Genomic DNA, 14,958 nt, shown 5'->3' on the forward strand with positions numbered 1-14,958 from the left:
CAGCGGGAGGCACGGGACGACGCCGAGGCGGGCCGCTCCATCAGCATGCCCACCCAGACCGTCCTGCCGCCGCTCCAGCAGGTGCTGCGACGGCTGGCGATGGCCCTGCTGGTGCTGATCGCCACCACCTTGATCGTCTACTTCGACCGCGACGCCTACAACGACAACGTCGACGGCTCCGTGGACTTGCTGGACGCCGCCTACTACGCCACCGTCACCCTCTCCACCACCGGATACGGGGACATCACCCCGGCGGGTGACGCGGCGCGGATCACCAACATCTTCGTCATCACGCCCCTGCGCGTGCTGTTCCTGATCATCCTGGTCGGCACCACCCTGGAGGTGCTCACCGAGCGCACCCGTCAGCAGGTCCGCATCCACCGCTGGCGGCACCGCACCCGCGACCACGTGGTGGTCATCGGCTACGGCACCAAGGGCCGCCACGCCGTGGCGACCCTGCTCGCCCAGGGCGTCACCAGGGACCGGATCGTGATCGTGGACGCGCAGGGCAAGAACGCCGAGGCGGCCGGTGATGACGGGCTGGTCGCGGTGACCGGCGACGCCACCCGCTCCGAGACGCTCCTGAAGGCCGAGGTCCACAGCGCCGCACAGGTGATCGTCGCCCCGCAGCGCGACGAGGCGGCCACCCTCATCACCCTCACCGCCCGCCAGCTCAACCGGCGCGCCACGATCGTCGCCGCGGTCCGGGAGGACGAGAACGTCCCGCTGCTGCGCCAGAGCGGCGCGGACACCGTGGTGACCAGCTCCAGCTCCGCCGGTCGGCTGCTCGGGATGTCCCTGGTCAGCCCGCCCGTGGCCCGGACCCTGGACGACCTGATGACCATCGGCAGCGGGCTGGACCTCATCGAGCGCCCGGTGACCCCGCAGGAGGTGGGCCGCTCGCCCCGCGAGTCCACCGAGCTGGTCCTCACCATCGTGCGCGACAAGGACGTACTGGACTTCACCGATCCCCGGGTGGGGGAGCTACGGAAGGGGGACCGGGTGGTCACCATCGCCCGGGCGGCGCCGCACGGTGAGAACGGGGAGTGAACTGGCCTTTCGGGATGGCCAGTTCGCGTGTTTCACGTGAAACACGCGAAACGGCCGTCCGGGCGACGTTTCACGTGAAACACACGCTGATCCCGGAGACCGCCCACGGCAGATCGAGGATCTCCGTGTCCTGACCCGCCCGCGCCCCACCGGGTGGTACGACGGCCAGCGCATCGGCCGCCGCGACTCCCCTCAGCATCGCCGGACCGTTGTAGTGCAGCGGCGCGGCCCGGTCTCCGCGCAGTACGACCGGGATCAGCCGGGTGTCATGGGGATGCCCGTGCACGGCCTCCGTCAGGGGCAGGGCGTACGGCTCCGGGGCCGGGCGGGCGCCGAGCGTGCGCAGCAGCGGCTCGGCGAGCGTGAGCAGCCCGGAGACGGCGGCGAGTGGGTTGCCGGGCAGGCCGACGAGGTGCTGGTTCTCCTGGGTGCGGGCCAGCAGCATGGGATGGCCGGGGCGCACCTTGACGCCGTTCACCAGCAGTTCCGCGCCGATGCGGCGCAGGGTGGGGTGGACATAGTCGACCGGGCCCGCGGCGGTGCCGCCGGTGGTGACGATCAGATCGGCGGTGCTGCCTGTGATCGCCCGGTACAGCGCCTCCGCGTCGTCCCCGAGACGGCGTACGGAGGTGACGTCGGCGCCGAGCGCGCGCAGCCAGGGCGGCAGCAGCGGGCCGAGCGCGTCCCGGATCAGGCCGTCGTGCGGCAGGCCCTCGGTGAGCAGTTCGTCGCCGAGGACGAGGAGTTCGGCGCGGGGGCGGGGAACCGCGGTGAGCGTGTCGTATCCGGCGGCGGCGGCGAGACCGAGCACGGCCGGGGTCACCAGGGCGCCGACCGGCAGCAACTGGTCACCGCTGCGGCACTCCTGGCCGCGTGGACGGATGTCCTGGCCGTGGCCGACCTCGCCGTGGGTGGGGTGCAGCCGTCCCTTGTCGTCGGTGCGGCCGTGTTCGCTGCGGAGCACGGCGGTGGTGTCGGTGGGGATCCGGGCCCCGGTGGCGATGCGGACGGCCTCCCCGTCGCCGAGCGGCGCGGGCTCCGTGTGTCCGGCGAGGACGCCCTCCTCGCGGACGTCCCAGGGGCCGGGCCCTGCGACCGCCCAGCCGTCCATCGCGGAGGTGTCGAAGGACGGCAGGTCGGTGAGGGCGGTGAGGGGGGCGGCCAGGGTGAGGCCGAGCGCGGAGTCAAGGGTCACGGAGACCAGGTCCCGGCGCGCACCGGCGCGCCGCCCGGCCCGCTCGGCGATCGAACGGGCTTCGGGCCAGGGGGTGGCGAGGTGGCGGGCGCCGGGCTTTCCAGGGGCCTGGGACGCCCGGGGCCCTTGAGACGGCTGCGGCTCTTGCGGCTGCGGTCCCTGCGCGGGGTCCGGCTGCTTCACCAGGGCGAGCGCCTCCTCGACGTCGAGGTCATCGGCTTCCTGCCCGGCCCGCACACCAGGGGCGGTCATCCGGCGTCCGGCCGGATGTCCGGGGCGGCGTCGGGTTCGCCGGGCGCCTTGGTGTCCTCGTCGGACCAGCGCAGGGCGAGGGCCGCGGCCTTGCGGGCGGCCTCGGCGACCGCCTCGGGGCCGCCGTTCGCGGCCTGTGCGGCGGCGTAGCCGACCAGGAAGGTGGTCAGTGGCGCCGCGGGCCGGGCCACGTTGTGCGCGGCGTCCCGGGCCAGGTCGAGCAGGACGCCCTTGTCGACGTCGAGTTCGATGCCCAGCTCGTCCTTGACTGCGGAAATCCATTCATCCAACACGTGCCCATGCTCCCTGATGCGTGCCCTGGCGATGGCGATGTCGTCCCAGGTGTCGCAGTCGAAGGCCGCGACGGGGTCCGGGACCCGGGTGAGGTCGAGACCGGCGGTCAGCAGCCGCAGCGGCAGCCCGTCCAGGCCGCCCCGTTCCTCCGTGAGCGCGGCCAGCCCACGACGCAGCGCCGCCGCCCGGTACGCCGCCACCAGCGGCTGTTCCCGGCCTTCGGCGTCGGTGAGCTGGGCGCCCTCGGCACCACTCGTCCGCAGGGTGTCCAGCAGCCGCCCCACGGTCCGCCCGCCGAGGAACGGCAGATCGGCCGAGAGCACCACGACCTGGTCCGCGGTGCTGTGCCGCAGCCCGGCGTCGAGCGCGGCGAGCGGTCCGCCGCCGGGCGGGTCCTCCCGTGTCCACAGCACGGGCCGTACGGTCCCCCGGGGTTCGGCGACGACGACCGTGCGCCGGGCGTCGGCGCAGGCCGCCAGCACCCGGTCGAGCAGGGCCCGCCCGCCGACCGGCACGCCGGGCTTGTCCGTGCCGCCGAGCCGCCGCGCGCCGCCACCGGCGAGCACGACGGCGTCATAGACCCGTCCACCGTCGGCGGCCGGGGGCACGGGGGGCTGCTTCTCGGTCACCCCCCGAGTATGCGGGCCGGAGGGATCACAGGGAACGAGGACGGTCGACCTCATCACCAGGGCCGTTGGGCCCCGTGTGGTCACACGGTGCGCAGCAGCACCGCCGGTTGTTCGACGCAGTCGGCGACATAGCGCAGGAAGCCGCCCGCCGTGCCGCCGTCGCAGACCCGGTGGTCGAAGGTGAGCGAGAGCTGGACGACCTGCCGCACCGCCAGCTCGCCCTCGTGCACCCAGGGCTTGGGGACGATCCGGCCGACGCCGAGCATGGCCGCCTCGGGGTAGTTGATGATCGGAGTGGAGCCGTCCACGCCGAACACGCCGTAGTTGTTCAGCGTGAAGGTGGAGCCGGTCAGGTCCGCGGGCGTGAGTGTCCCGGTGCGGGCCGCGTCGGTCAGCCGGGCGAACTCCGCGGTCAGCGACTCGGCGTCGCGCGTGTGCGCGTCCCGGACGACCGGCACGACCAGGCCGCGCTCGGTCTGCGCGGCGAAGCCCAGGTGCACCCGGTCGAGCCGGACGACCTCCCGGGCCGCCGTGTCGACCGTGGAGTTCAGCTCGGGGAACCGGGCGAGGGCGGCGGTGCAGATCCTGGCCAGCAGCGCGAGGACGGAGATCTTCGGGCCGCCCGTCGCGTTCATCGCGGCGCGGGCCCGCATCAGCTCCGTGGCGTCGGCGTCCACCCAGCAGGTCGCGTCCGGTATCTCACGGCGGCTGCGGGAGAGCTTGTCGGCGACGGCACCGCGGACGCCCTTGAGGGGGATGCGGGTCCCGCCGGGAGCGGCGGGTGCCGCGGGTACGGGTGCGGGCGCTTCCGTGCGCGGCTGCGTCACCGGCGCCGGACGGCCCTGCGGCACCGCCGCGGGGCGGCCCTGTGCGGCCGCCACCCGCAGCGCGTACTCCACGTCCGCGCGCAGGATCAGCCCATCGGGTCCGGAGCCGGTCAGCTCCCGCAGGTCCAGGCCGTTCTCCCGGGCGAGGCGCCGCACCAGCGGCGAGATCACCGGGACGGGGCCCTCGCCCCGGTGGGTGAGGCCTTCGCCGCGATGGCCGTTGGCCTCCTCGGCGCCGGGGGGCGCGGGGGCGGCGCCCGGACCGGGGGACGCGGGACCGGGGGCCGACGGGCGCAGCCTTCTGCGGCGGGCCGGAGCGGCACCAGTGCCGTAGCCGACGAGGACGTTGCCCGAGCCCTCGCCCTCCTGGCGGGCCGGGGCCGCGTCCGCGGGGGACCGCCGTGCGGCGTCGGCGGCCTCGGCGGCGGCTGCCCGGCCGTCCGCCACGGTCACGTCGGAGGCCGCCGCGCCCACCGCGACCGTCAGCAGCGGGGCGCCGACGGGCAGCTCGGTGCCCTCCTCGCCGAAGCGGGCGGTGACCACGCCGCCGTACGGACAGGGCACCTCGACCATCGCCTTGGCCGTCTCGACCTCGACCACCGGCTGGTCGATGGCGACGAGGTCGCCGACCTCGACGAGCCAACGCACGATCTCCGCTTCGGTGAGCCCCTCGCCCAGGTCGGGGAGCTTGAACTCCAGACTGTGCATGTCAGAAGCGCGTGCCATCAGCTCTCGGCCTCCCATTGCAGACGCGCCACGGCGTCCAGGATCCGGTCGACGCCGGGCAGGTGGTGCCGCTCCAGCATCGGCGGCGGGTACGGGATGTCAAGCCCGGCCACCCGGAGCACCGGCGCCTCCAGGTGGTGGAAGCAGCGCTCCGTGACCCGGGCCGCGATCTCCCCTCCCGGTCCGCCGTACCCACCCGACTCGTGTACGACGACCGCTCGCCCGGTCCGCCGTACCGAGGCGCAGACCGTCTCGTCGTCGAACGGCACCAGGGAGCGCAGATCGACGACTTCGAGGTCCCACCCCTCGGCCCGCGCCGCCTCGGCGGCTTCGAGGCAGACGGGTACGGACGGCCCGTACGTGATGAGCGTGGCGCTCCGGCCGGAGCGCCGCACCACCGCGCGGCCTATGGGTTCAACGGTCCGCGGGTCCTCGGGGTTCCAGGCGTCCTTGGACCAGTACAGCCGCTTGGGCTCCAGGAAGACCACCGGGTCGTCGGAGGCGATGGCGGCGCGCAGCAGGCCGTAGGCGTCGGCGACGGTGGCGGGTGTGACGACATGGAGCCCCGGAGTCGCCATGTAGTACGCCTCGGAGGAGTCGCTGTGGTGCTCGACGCCGCCGATGCCACCGCCGTAGGGGACGCGGATGGTGATCGGCAGCGGCATGGCGCCGCGGGTGCGGTTGCGCATCCGGGCGACGTGGCTGATGAGCTGTTCGAACGCCGGGTAGGCGAAGGCGTCGAACTGCATCTCCACGACCGGCCGCAGCCCGTACATGGCCATGCCGACCGCGGTGCCGAGGATGCCCGCCTCGGCCAGGGGGGTGTCCGTGCAGCGGTCCTCGCCGAACTCCTTGGTGAGTCCGTCGGTGACGCGGAAGACGCCGCCGAGGGCGCCGACGTCCTCGCCGAGGACGTGCACGGCCGGGTCGGCGGCCATGGCGTCGCGCAACGCGCGCGTGAGGGCCTGCGCCATGGTGGCGGGCTTCACGGCGACGGTGGTCATCAGCGCGCCCCTTCCTGCTCGGCGTCCAGTTCGGCACGGAGTTGGGCCCGCTGTTCGCGCAGTTGCGCGGTGGGCTCGGCGTAGACGTGGTCGAACAGGTCCATGGGGTCGAGGACCGGGTCCTGGTTCATCCGGGCGCGCAGGTCGGTGGCGAGGGCCTCGGCGTCCTCGCGGGCTGCCTGCACGCCGTCCTCGTCGAGGAGGCCGCGGGCGGTCAGCTCGCGCTCCAGGAGCAGGATCGGGTCGTGGTCGCGCCAGGCGTCCACCTCGGTGTCGCCGCGGTAGCGCTTGTCGTCGTCGGCGTTGGTGTGGGCCTCCATGCGGTACGTCACCGCCTCCACGAGCGTGGGGCCGCCACCCGCGCGCGCGTGCCGCACGGCGTCGGCGAGGACCTCGTGCACGGCGGCGGCGTCGTTGCCGTCGACCAGGCGGCCCGGGATGCCGTATCCGACGGCCTTGTGGGCCAGGGACGGGGCGGCGGTCTGCTTGGCGAGCGGCACGGAGATCGCGAAGCCGTTGTTCTGGACCAGGAAGACGACCGGGGCCTGCCATACGGCGGCGAAGTTCAGCGCCTCGTGGAAGTCGCCCTCGCTGGTGCCGCCGTCGCCGACCATGGCCAGCGCGACCACGTCGTCGCCCTTGAGCCGGGCGGCGTGCGCGAGCCCGACGGCGTGCGGGAGCTGGGTGGCGAGGGGGGTGCACAGGGGGGCCACGCGGTGCGCGTACGGGTCGTAGCCGGTGTGCCAGTCGCCGCGCAGCAGGGTGAGCGCCTCGACGGGGTCCACGCCTCGGGCGACGACGGCGAGCGTGTCGCGGTAGCTGGGAAAGAGCCAGTCACGGTCCTCCAGGACCAGCGCCGCGGCGACCTCGCAGGCCTCCTGGCCGGTGCTGGAGGGGTAGACGGCGAGGCGGCCCTGCTTGGTGAGCGCGGTGGCCTGCGCGTTGTAGCGACGGCCGCGCACCAGCTCGGCGTACAGGCGGCGCAGCAGGCCGGGGTCGGCCTGGGCCGCGGCGTCGGTGCCGAGGACGCGGTGGGGGGCCGCGTCGGGCAGCAGCGGCGCGGGGTCGGTGCGGGGCTGCCAGGCGGGCGGCGGCGACGGCCGATACGCGCCACGCTGCTCCGTGACCGTCATGACGGCACCTCCTCGTGGGAGCGGCTTGAAGAGGCGCGTCGGGTGTGATGCGCCTCACCTACCGATTGTTCGGTCGTCGGCACATTTTGGCTACAGGCGCCCGTGGGCTGTGGACAAACGGTTCTCCACAGCCTGTGATGGACGCAGTACGTCCATGGTAGGGAGGCGGGGGGATATGGCATCTGAACAAATGGCCGACGGCGCGGACGCCGCCAGCCCGCCGCCGCCCCGGCCCCTCGACGCCGTCGACCAGGACATCCTGCGGATGCTGCAGGCGGACGGCCGGGCGTCGATACGGTCGGTCGCCGAGCGGGTGCACGTCTCGCGCGCCAACGCCTACGCCCGGATCAACCGGCTGGTCGAGGACGGGGTGATCCGCGGCTTCGGCGCCCGCGTCGACCATGAGCGGGCGGGGCACGGCACCTCCGCGTACATCACCCTGAAGATCGTCCAGAACTCCTGGCGCACGGTCCGCGAGCAGCTCCGCCAGTTGCCGGGCGCGGCGCACATCGCCCTGGTGGGCGGCGACTTCGACGTCCTGCTGCTGGTGCACACCCCGGACAACCGGGCCCTGCGCGAACTGGTGCTCACCCGGCTCCAGGCGATCCCCGAGGTGCTCAGCACCCGCACGCTGCTGGTGTTCGAGGAGGAGGACCTGGAGCCGCAGGGCTGAGCGGGCCACCCGGCGCACCACCGCGACCAAGCGCCCCCTGGGGCCTGTCGTCCGCCCCGCGGCGCCGACATGATCCAGACGACAGGCCCTAGCCCTGCCGCAACCCCGCGAACGCCACCCGCACCACCGCCTCCGCGACCTCCCGCTCGCCCATGCCCCGGCCGTCCGGCCGGTACCACTCGGCGATGGAGTTGATCATCCCGAAGACCAGCCGGGTGGCGAGCCGCACCTCCACGTCGTCGCGTATGTCGCCGTCCGCGGCGGCGGCCTTCAGCAGTTCGGCCACCCGGTGGTCGAACTCGCGGCGCCGCTCCAGCGCCCACCGCTCGGTGCCGGTGTTGCCGCGCACCCGCAGCAGCAGCGTCACATAGGGCAGCTCGGATATCAGCACCTCGACCATGCGCCGTACGACGTGTTCGAGTCGGTCGGCGGCGCGGCCCTCCCGCGCGGGCTGCTCGTCGAGGATCGCGAAGAGGCCGTCCAGCGCCCGGCTCACCGCGCGGCGCAGCAGTTCCTCCTTGCCCGCGACATGGTGGTAGATCGAGGACTTGGAGATCCCGGCCGCCTTGGACAGGTGCTCCATGGAGGTGCCGTCGTAGCCGCGCTCGTTGAAGACCCGCACGGCGACCGTGAGCAGCGTCTCCGGCGTGTACGTGTCGCGCTTGGCGGTGGTCATGAGGGGCTGCCCTCCCGCTTGTCGGAGGCGTAGGCGTGGCGGTAGAGCGCCAGGGACGGCGCGTACCGGCCCGAGGGGTCGCGCAGGTGCAGATCGTCGAGGAGGGCGTACGCCCAGTTGCGGCCCAGGCGGCGGCTCCACTCGAAGGGACCCAGAGGGTAGTTCACTCCGAGGCGCATCGCGGTGTCGATGTCCTCCTCGGTCGCCACGCCCTTGGCCACGGCGTCGTGCGCCAGGTCGACGATCCGCGCGACCGTGCGGGCGACGATCATGCCGGGCACGTCCCCGATGACGCTGACCTTCTTGCCGAGCGCCTGGAACAGGCCGGTGGCCTCGGTCAGGGTCCGCGAGGAGGTGTCCTGGGAGGAGGACAGGGCGATGCGGGTGGCGCGGCGGTAGTCCAGGGCGAGGTCGAAGTAGACGACGTCGCGGAACTCCACCGACGTCTGGCCGTCGGCGAGGGCGAGCTGGCCGCCGCCGGGCAGCACCAGCCGGGTGCCGTGGTCCTCTTCCTCCTCGCGGACCTGGATGCCCGCCTCGCGGATCAGCGCGAGCAGTTCGGCGGCGGGGCCCAGGTCGCCCTCGACGGTGACGTAGGCGGGCGGCAGGGCCCGCTCGGCGGTGTGCGGTTCGGGGCGCTCGGCGGCCCCGTCGGCATCCGCGTAGTCGTACCAGCCGTGGCCGCTCTTGCGGCCGAGCCTGCCGGACTCGACCAGGCGCCGCTGGGCGAGCGAGGGGGTGAAGCGCACGTCCTGGAAGAAGGACTGCCACACGGAGTGCGTGACGGACTCGTTGACGTCCTGCCCGATCAGGTCGGTCAGCTCGAAGGCGCCCATCCTGAAGCCGCCGCTCTCGCGCAGCACCGCGTCGATGGTGGCGGGGTCGGCGCCCTGCGCCTCCAGGACGGCGAACGCCTCGGCGTAGAAGGGCCGGGCGATGCGGTTGACGATGAAGCCGGGGGTGTCGGCGCAGGCGACCGGCGTCTTGCCCCAGGCACGGGCGGTTTCGTACGCGCGCGTGGCGTAGGTGACGTCGGTGGCGAACCCGGAGACCACCTCGACCAGCGGCAGCAGCGGCGCCGGGTTGAAGAAGTGCAGGCCCACGAAGCGGCCGGGGGCGCGCAGCGCGCCGCCGATCGCGGTGACCGACAGGGAGGAGGTGTTGGTGGCGAGCAGACAGTCCTCGCCGACGATGTCCTCCAGCTCCCGGAACAGCTCCTGCTTGACGTCCAGACGCTCCAGGGCCGCCTCGACGACGAGGGCACAGTCGGCCAGTTCGGTGAGGCTCTCGGCGGGCAGCAGCCGGGCGCGCGCCGCGTCCCGTTCGGCGCCGGTCAGCCGGTCCTTGGCCACCAGCCGGTCGAGCCGGGCGCCGATCGCGTCGGCGGCCTCCAACGCGCGGCCGGGCAGGGCGTCGTGCAGCCGTACGGGGTGCCCGGCGACCAGCGCCACCTGGGCGATGCCCTGGCCCATGGTGCCGGTTCCGACGACGGCCACGGGGCTGGTGAGGTCGAGTGCTGTCATGGCGCGATCCTCCCGCACGCGGTCGGCCCAGATGCGGCGGACCCCCTTGTCCCGACCGATCGTTCGGTTACTCTAACTCTGCACCCACCGACCCTGCCCGCCGTTTCCGCGAGGTCGTGGACTCGACGAGGAGTCCCCCAGACGAGGAGTTGGACCCGCATGGCCGCCGAACTCACCGCTGACCAGCTGATCGCCCAGCACCGGCCCACCCTCGACCAGGCGCTCGAAGCGATCCGCACGCGCGCGTACTGGTCCCCCCACCCCGAGCACCCCAAGGCCTACGGCGAGCACGGCAGCCTGGACGCGGCGGCGGGCAAGGCCGCCTTCGACGCCCTGGTGGGCACCCGCCTCGACCTCGGCCAGCCCGGCACCGACGACTGGGTGGGCGGCGAGGTGTCGCCGTACGGCGTCGAGCTGGGCGTGAGCTACCCGCACGCGGACGTCGACGTGCTGCTGCCCGCCATGCGGGCCGGGCAGCGCGCCTGGCGGGACGCGGGCCCGGAGCTGCGCGCGCTGGTCTGCCTGGAGATCCTCAAGCGGATCAGCGACCGGACGCACGAGTTCGCGCACGCGGTCATGCACACCTCCGGACAGGCCTTCATGATGGCGTTCCAGGCGGGCGGCCCGCACGCGCAGGACCGCGGCATGGAGGCGGTGGCCTACGCGTACGCCGAGCAGGTCCGCACCCCCGGCACCGCCGAGTGGACCAAGCCCCAGGGCAAGCGCGACCCGCTCACCCTCACCAAGCGGTTCACGGCCGTCCCGCGCGGGATCGCGCTGGTCGTCGGCTGCAACACCTTCCCGACGTGGAACGGCTACCCGGGCCTGTTCGCCTCCCTCGCCACCGGCAACGCCGTACTGGTCAAGCCGCACCCGCGCGCGGTGCTGCCGCTCGCGCTGACCGTCCAGGCCGCGCGGCAGGTGCTCACCGAGGCGGGCTTCGACCCGAACCTGGTCGCGCTGGCCGCCGAGCGTCCCGGCGAGGGCGTCGCCAAGACGCTCGCCGTCCGCCCCGAGATCCGGATCATCGACTACACCGGCTCGACGGCGTTCGGCGACTGGCTGGAGGCGAACGCCCGCCAGGCGCAGGTCTACACCGAGAAGGCGGGCGTCAACACGGTCGTCGTGGAGTCCACCGGCGACTACAAGGGCATGCTGTCCAACCTGGCGTTCTCCCTGTCGCTGTACAGCGGCCAGATGTGCACCACCCCGCAGAACCTGCTGATCCCGCGCGCGGGCATCTCCACCGACGCGGGCCCGAAGTCGTACGACGAGGTGGTGGCCGACCTCGCGCGCGCGGTGGACGGTCTGCTCGGCGACGACGCCCGCGCGAACGCCCTGCTCGGCGCGATCGTCAACCCGGACGTCAAGGCCCGCCTGGAGGCCGCGGCGGACCTCGGGGAGGTCGCCCTGGCCTCCCGGGAGATCACCAACCCGGAGTTCCCGGGAGCGGTCGTGCGCACGCCGGTGATGGTGAAGCTGGACGGCACCAAGCCCGACGCCGAGGCCGCCTACATGAGCGAGTGCTTCGGGCCGGTGTCCTTCGCCGTCGCCGTCGACTCCGCCGCCGACGCGCTGGACCTGCTGCGGCGCACCGTCCGCGAGAAGGGCGCGATGACGGTCGGCGCGTACACCATCGACCCGGAGTTCGAGCGGGCCGTGGAGGAGGTCTGCCTGGACGAGTCGGCGCAGCTGTCGCTCAACCTCACCGGCGGGGTGTACGTCAACCAGACGGCCGCCTTCTCCGACTTCCACGGCTCCGGCGGCAACCCGGCCGCCAACTCGGCGCTGTGCGACGGCGCCTTCGTCGCGAACCGCTTCCGGGTGGTGGAGGTGCGCCGGGAGGCGTGAGGCTCACGCGCCCCTGGTGAGACTCCAGTGGTACAGCGTCATGGCCACGCTGGTCGCGAGGTTGTAGCTGGAGACCTGGGGGCGCATCGGCAGCGCCACCAGATGGTCGGCACGCGCGCGTAGCTCGCGGGACAGCCCGCTGCGCTCCGAGCCGAACGCGAGCAGCGCGTCGTCGGGCAGCTTCAGGCCGCGGATGTCCTCGCCCTCCGGGTCGAGCGCGAAGACCGGCCCTGACGGCAGCTCGGCGACGTCCAGCCGCTCCACCGCGGTCGCGAAGTGCAGCCCGGCCCCGCCGCGCACCACCGTGGGGTGCCAGGGGTCGAGCGTGCCGGTGGTGATCACGCCGGTCGCCCCGAAACCGGCCGCCAGCCGGATCACCGCGCCCGCGTTGCCCAGGTTGCGCGGCTGGTCGAGCACGACGACGGGGGCGCCACGCGCGGCCTGCCCGAGGGCGCGCAGATTCGCCTCGCGCGCGGGGCGTACGGCGAGGGCGGCCACCGCGGTGGGGTGCGGACGCGGCACCAGGGCGGCGTACGCCGCCTGCGGCACCTCGGTCAGCAGCGCGTCCAGCGCCCGCCGTACGTCCGGGGCCAGCTCGTCGGCGAGGGCGAGCGCGGCGCGCCGGTCGGCGGTGACCGCCACCGGAACCTCGGCGCCGAAGCGCAGGGCGTGCTTGAGGGCGTGGAACCCGTCGAGGAGCACGGCGGAGCCGACGAGCCGCCGCCAGTGCGCCAGGGCGTCCGCGGGGTCGGCGGTTTCCGCGTGCTCTGCGGGGTCCTGGCGGCCGGGGTCGTTCATGCCGGGAAGCCTACGGGGCTGCGCTCGGTGTCCTCCGGGGCGGGCGGCGCGGGCGGTGGCGTACCCCGGCCGCCGCGCGGAAGCAGCCGCTCACGCGCGCGTGCCGCCCAGCCGCCGACACGGCGCAGGAACGTCGTCGGCAGGAAGACCGCGTCCGCCGCGATCATCGCCAGCGAGAAGAACGGCAGCCCAAGCACCACGGCGATCACGGCATGCTCGGTGATCATGACCGCGAGCAGGACGTTCTTGGCCCGCCGGTGCAGCAGCGTGAACGGGAAGGCGACCTGCACGATCACGGTCCCGTACGTCACCAGCAGGACCATCGTGCCGCTGCTGGACAGCGCGTCGGCGAGGGCGGGCCAGGGCGAGAAGTAGTCCAGGTGCAGCGGGTAGTGGACCGCCGTGCCGTCCTGCCAGCGCGAGCCCTGGATCTTGTACCAGCCCGCCGTGGCGTAGATCAGACACGCCTCCGCCATGATCACCAGCAGCGCGCCGTTGTGCAGGATGTTCGCGAGCACGTCGAGCAGGATCCGCGGCTCGGCGGTCTTCGGGCGCCGGGCCACCGCCCACCACAGCGCCTGCGCCGCCCAGACGCCCCACAGCAGCACCGGCACCAGCGGGTCCGAGTCGAACAGCCGCCCGGATCCGGTCGCGGCGGCCAGCACCAGCCCGAGGACGCCCCACAGCACCGGTCCCGTACGGTCCACGGAACGCTCGCCACGCGCGCGTGCCCGCCGCCGCAGCCGCTCGCGCCGGGCGTCCAGCGACCACACCTGGCCGCAGCGCGTGAACACCAGGTAGATCGACATCAGGTGCAGGACGTTGTCGCCGCCGTCCCCCATGAAGACGCTGCGGTTCTGGAGGGAGAGCACGCCGATCATGAACAGCACCGACATGGTGCGGGTGCGCCAGCCGATCATCAGCAGCAGGCTCGACAGCACCGCGAGCGCGTAGGCGGCCTCGAACCAGAGCCGGGCGTCCGACCACATCAGCACCGTGAAGGAGCCGTTGAGCCCGGTCAGCTGCTGGCCGAGGTCCCAGCCCCACGGGCCGTTCGGGCCGTACAGCTCATGCCGGTGCGGATACTCCCGCAGCAGGAACAGCAGCCAGGTCCCGGCGAACCCGATGCGTATCACGGCGGTCTGGTACGGGCCGAGGGCCGACTCGGTCACACGCGCGATGCCGCCGGAGACCGCCAGGGCGACGCGGTTCACCCGATGCCTCCCTCGGCCTCGTCGTCCGGCACCGGCCACCAGGGCAGCTCCCGGTGGACCGACTTGAGGGAGACGCGTTCCTCGCTCCACTCGGGCGGCGCGACATTGGTGGTGCTGGCCCGCACCTGCACCCGCTCGAAGACCCCGTCCGGCCCGGCGGCGCCCGCCCGGTCGAGGCGCATCACCACGATGCGCCGCATGTACGCCTCGCTCATGGCGCCCCGCTCACCCGAGGGGCGGTTGTCGGCGTCGTGCGCGCCGGCGTAGAAGTCCCAGGCCCGGCGCAGTTCGTTCTGGATGGTGTGGCTGGGCAGCAGATTGCCGTCGATGGCCCGGCCGTCCTGCGCGGCCAGGTCGTACCAGCCGGTGACCCGTGAGCTGCCGTCCGGGGTGCGCACCTGCGCCCGCGCCAGCACGGCGATGTTCTGCTGCAACGGGTTCGGCGCGAACAGTTTCCAGTTCTGCTCGAACTCCGGGTAGACCCACTCCTCGATCGCCTTGCCGTGCCGCTGGGTGACCGTGTTCGACGGGGCGACGTGCAGGAACACCATCCCGAGGTGGACACAGACGACGACCGCGACGACCGCGAGCACCAGGGCGACCCCGACCTGGTAGGCGGGACGCAGCGCGGCCACCCCGGAGCGCGGCGGGGCCGGGGCGTACGGAACGGGCGTCTCGTCGGTGAGGCGCGGACCCCCGATGGGACGCGGACTGTCGATGAGACGCGGACTGTCGATGAGAGGCGGACTGTCCGCGAGCCGGGGGCTGTCGGCGGGCAGGTCGTCCGGGGCCGGGTTATCGAGGCGCGGCGGGTCGTCCGGCGCCGGGTTATCGAGGCGCGGCGGGTCGTCCGGCGCCGGGTTGCCGAGGGGCGGCGGGTTGTCCGGGGGCGGGGCGTTCACGCCGTCGCCGCCGTGCGCGTCCCCTGCGCCGTACGCGTCCATTCCGCCCCGTTTCCCGATCAGGTCCGTCCTTCGCCACCCCGCCCGCGCACACCTGTGTACGCGCTCGCACGGGCACGGTACTCAGGGCGACCGGCCCGGCACAGCCCCATCGGATGAGCCGCGCGCCACACGCGCGGGGGCAAGCGGTTGCTCGGCGGGCGGGCCGACG

At 73.6% G+C, this 14,958-nt stretch carries 13 protein-coding genes; 3 read left to right on the forward strand and 10 right to left on the reverse strand.

Translation table 11 applies throughout. The features are described 5' to 3' along the window. The first annotated feature begins 45 nt into the window (after positions 1-45). Positions 46-1,050 (forward strand): potassium channel family protein, encoded by a 1,005-nt coding sequence (locus ACFVQG_RS09975; protein ID WP_383379751.1) that lies wholly within the window; start codon positions 46-48, stop codon positions 1,048-1,050. 70 nt (positions 1,051-1,120) lie between these two features. Here ACFVQG_RS09975 and ACFVQG_RS09980 read toward each other — a convergent pair whose 3' ends face one another. Genes ACFVQG_RS09980 through pdhA form a run of 5 tightly spaced genes read right to left on the reverse strand, consistent with a single transcriptional unit; the run spans position 1,121 to position 7,110 of the window. Beyond that, positions 1,121-2,497, reverse strand: a complete 1,377-nt coding sequence (locus ACFVQG_RS09980) for a molybdopterin molybdotransferase MoeA (RefSeq protein ID WP_383378906.1) — start codon at positions 2,495-2,497, stop codon at positions 1,121-1,123. Further along, positions 2,494-3,474: an NTP transferase domain-containing protein gene (locus ACFVQG_RS09985; RefSeq protein WP_383378909.1), complete on the reverse strand. Its 981-nt coding sequence runs from the start codon at positions 3,472-3,474 to the stop codon at positions 2,494-2,496. Before ACFVQG_RS09985 ends, ACFVQG_RS09980 begins: the two co-directional genes overlap by 4 nt. Before the next feature lie 26 nt (positions 3,475-3,500). Beyond that, positions 3,501-4,973 (reverse strand): dihydrolipoamide acetyltransferase family protein, encoded by a 1,473-nt coding sequence (locus ACFVQG_RS09990; RefSeq protein WP_383378912.1) that lies wholly within the window; start codon positions 4,971-4,973, stop codon positions 3,501-3,503. Next, complete coding sequence (locus tag ACFVQG_RS09995) at positions 4,973-5,977, reverse strand: alpha-ketoacid dehydrogenase subunit beta (protein ID WP_383378914.1); 1,005 nt, start codon at positions 5,975-5,977, stop codon at positions 4,973-4,975. The genes ACFVQG_RS09990 and ACFVQG_RS09995 overlap by 1 nt, the downstream gene beginning before the upstream one ends. Further along, positions 5,977-7,110 (reverse strand): pyruvate dehydrogenase (acetyl-transferring) E1 component subunit alpha, encoded by a 1,134-nt coding sequence (gene pdhA / locus ACFVQG_RS10000; protein ID WP_383378917.1) that lies wholly within the window; start codon positions 7,108-7,110, stop codon positions 5,977-5,979. The genes ACFVQG_RS09995 and pdhA overlap by 1 nt, the downstream gene beginning before the upstream one ends. 175 nt (positions 7,111-7,285) lie before the next feature. Here pdhA and ACFVQG_RS10005 point away from each other — a divergent pair, with 175 nt between their 5' ends. Beyond that, positions 7,286-7,783 carry an Lrp/AsnC family transcriptional regulator gene (locus ACFVQG_RS10005; protein ID WP_383378920.1) on the forward strand — a complete coding sequence of 166 codons (498 nt, stop codon included), beginning with the start codon at positions 7,286-7,288 and terminating at the stop codon, positions 7,781-7,783. A gap of 88 nt (positions 7,784-7,871) precedes the next feature. Here ACFVQG_RS10005 and ACFVQG_RS10010 read toward each other — a convergent pair whose 3' ends face one another. Together ACFVQG_RS10010 and ACFVQG_RS10015 are read right to left on the reverse strand one after the other, a co-directional pair. Continuing rightward, complete coding sequence (locus ACFVQG_RS10010; protein WP_383378924.1) at positions 7,872-8,459, reverse strand: TetR/AcrR family transcriptional regulator; 588 nt, start codon at positions 8,457-8,459, stop codon at positions 7,872-7,874. Beyond that, entirely contained in the window at positions 8,456-9,982 is a 1,527-nt protein-coding gene (locus tag ACFVQG_RS10015) for a 3-hydroxyacyl-CoA dehydrogenase (RefSeq protein WP_383378927.1), read from the reverse strand. The genes ACFVQG_RS10010 and ACFVQG_RS10015 overlap by 4 nt, the downstream gene beginning before the upstream one ends. A gap of 159 nt (positions 9,983-10,141) precedes the next feature. Between ACFVQG_RS10015 and paaN the strand changes: the two genes are divergently transcribed. After that, positions 10,142-11,833: a phenylacetic acid degradation protein PaaN gene (paaN, locus tag ACFVQG_RS10020; protein WP_383378930.1), complete on the forward strand. Its 1,692-nt coding sequence runs from the start codon at positions 10,142-10,144 to the stop codon at positions 11,831-11,833. Between the two features lie 3 nt (positions 11,834-11,836). On the opposite strand, the gene ACFVQG_RS10025 is transcribed toward paaN, so the two are convergent. Genes ACFVQG_RS10025 through ACFVQG_RS10035 form a run of 3 tightly spaced genes read right to left on the reverse strand, consistent with a single transcriptional unit; the run spans position 11,837 to position 14,789 of the window. Further along, complete coding sequence (locus ACFVQG_RS10025) at positions 11,837-12,631, reverse strand: TrmH family RNA methyltransferase (RefSeq protein ID WP_383378933.1); 795 nt, start codon at positions 12,629-12,631, stop codon at positions 11,837-11,839. After that, the gene (locus tag ACFVQG_RS10030) at positions 12,628-13,845 is read right to left on the reverse strand and encodes an HTTM domain-containing protein (RefSeq protein ID WP_383378936.1); all 1,218 of its coding nucleotides are present in this window, start codon (positions 13,843-13,845) and stop codon (positions 12,628-12,630) included. Before ACFVQG_RS10030 ends, ACFVQG_RS10025 begins: the two co-directional genes overlap by 4 nt. Then, the gene (locus ACFVQG_RS10035; protein WP_383378941.1) at positions 13,842-14,789 is read right to left on the reverse strand and encodes a DUF5819 family protein; all 948 of its coding nucleotides are present in this window, start codon (positions 14,787-14,789) and stop codon (positions 13,842-13,844) included. Before ACFVQG_RS10035 ends, ACFVQG_RS10030 begins: the two co-directional genes overlap by 4 nt. Positions 14,790-14,958: the final 169 nt, after the last annotated feature.

This window comes from Streptomyces sp. NPDC057877 (assembly GCF_042796855.1).
In the GTDB taxonomy this organism is placed as follows: domain Bacteria; phylum Actinomycetota; class Actinomycetes; order Streptomycetales; family Streptomycetaceae; genus Streptomyces.

Excerpts from the sequence above, each read along its gene's own strand:
- ACFVQG_RS09985 (WP_383378909.1), bottom strand. The coding sequence starts at position 3,474 with ATGAGGTCGACCGTCCTCGTTCCCTGTGATCCCTCCGGCCCGCATACT.
- ACFVQG_RS09980 (WP_383378906.1), bottom strand. The coding sequence starts at position 2,497 with ATGACCGCCCCTGGTGTGCGGGCCGGGCAGGAAGCCGATGACCTCGAC.
- pdhA (WP_383378917.1), bottom strand. The coding sequence starts at position 7,110 with ATGACGGTCACGGAGCAGCGTGGCGCGTATCGGCCGTCGCCGCCGCCC.
- ACFVQG_RS09995 (WP_383378914.1), bottom strand. The coding sequence starts at position 5,977 with ATGACCACCGTCGCCGTGAAGCCCGCCACCATGGCGCAGGCCCTCACG.
- ACFVQG_RS09990 (WP_383378912.1), bottom strand. The coding sequence starts at position 4,973 with ATGGCACGCGCTTCTGACATGCACAGTCTGGAGTTCAAGCTCCCCGAC.
- ACFVQG_RS10005 (WP_383378920.1), top strand. The coding sequence starts at position 7,286 with ATGGCATCTGAACAAATGGCCGACGGCGCGGACGCCGCCAGCCCGCCG.
- ACFVQG_RS10025 (WP_383378933.1), bottom strand. The coding sequence starts at position 12,631 with ATGAACGACCCCGGCCGCCAGGACCCCGCAGAGCACGCGGAAACCGCC.
- ACFVQG_RS10010 (WP_383378924.1), bottom strand. The coding sequence starts at position 8,459 with ATGACCACCGCCAAGCGCGACACGTACACGCCGGAGACGCTGCTCACG.
- ACFVQG_RS10035 (WP_383378941.1), bottom strand. The coding sequence starts at position 14,789 with ATGGACGCGTACGGCGCAGGGGACGCGCACGGCGGCGACGGCGTGAAC.
- paaN (WP_383378930.1), top strand. The coding sequence starts at position 10,142 with ATGGCCGCCGAACTCACCGCTGACCAGCTGATCGCCCAGCACCGGCCC.
- ACFVQG_RS09975 (WP_383379751.1), top strand. The coding sequence starts at position 46 with ATGCCCACCCAGACCGTCCTGCCGCCGCTCCAGCAGGTGCTGCGACGG.
- ACFVQG_RS10015 (WP_383378927.1), bottom strand. The coding sequence starts at position 9,982 with ATGACAGCACTCGACCTCACCAGCCCCGTGGCCGTCGTCGGAACCGGC.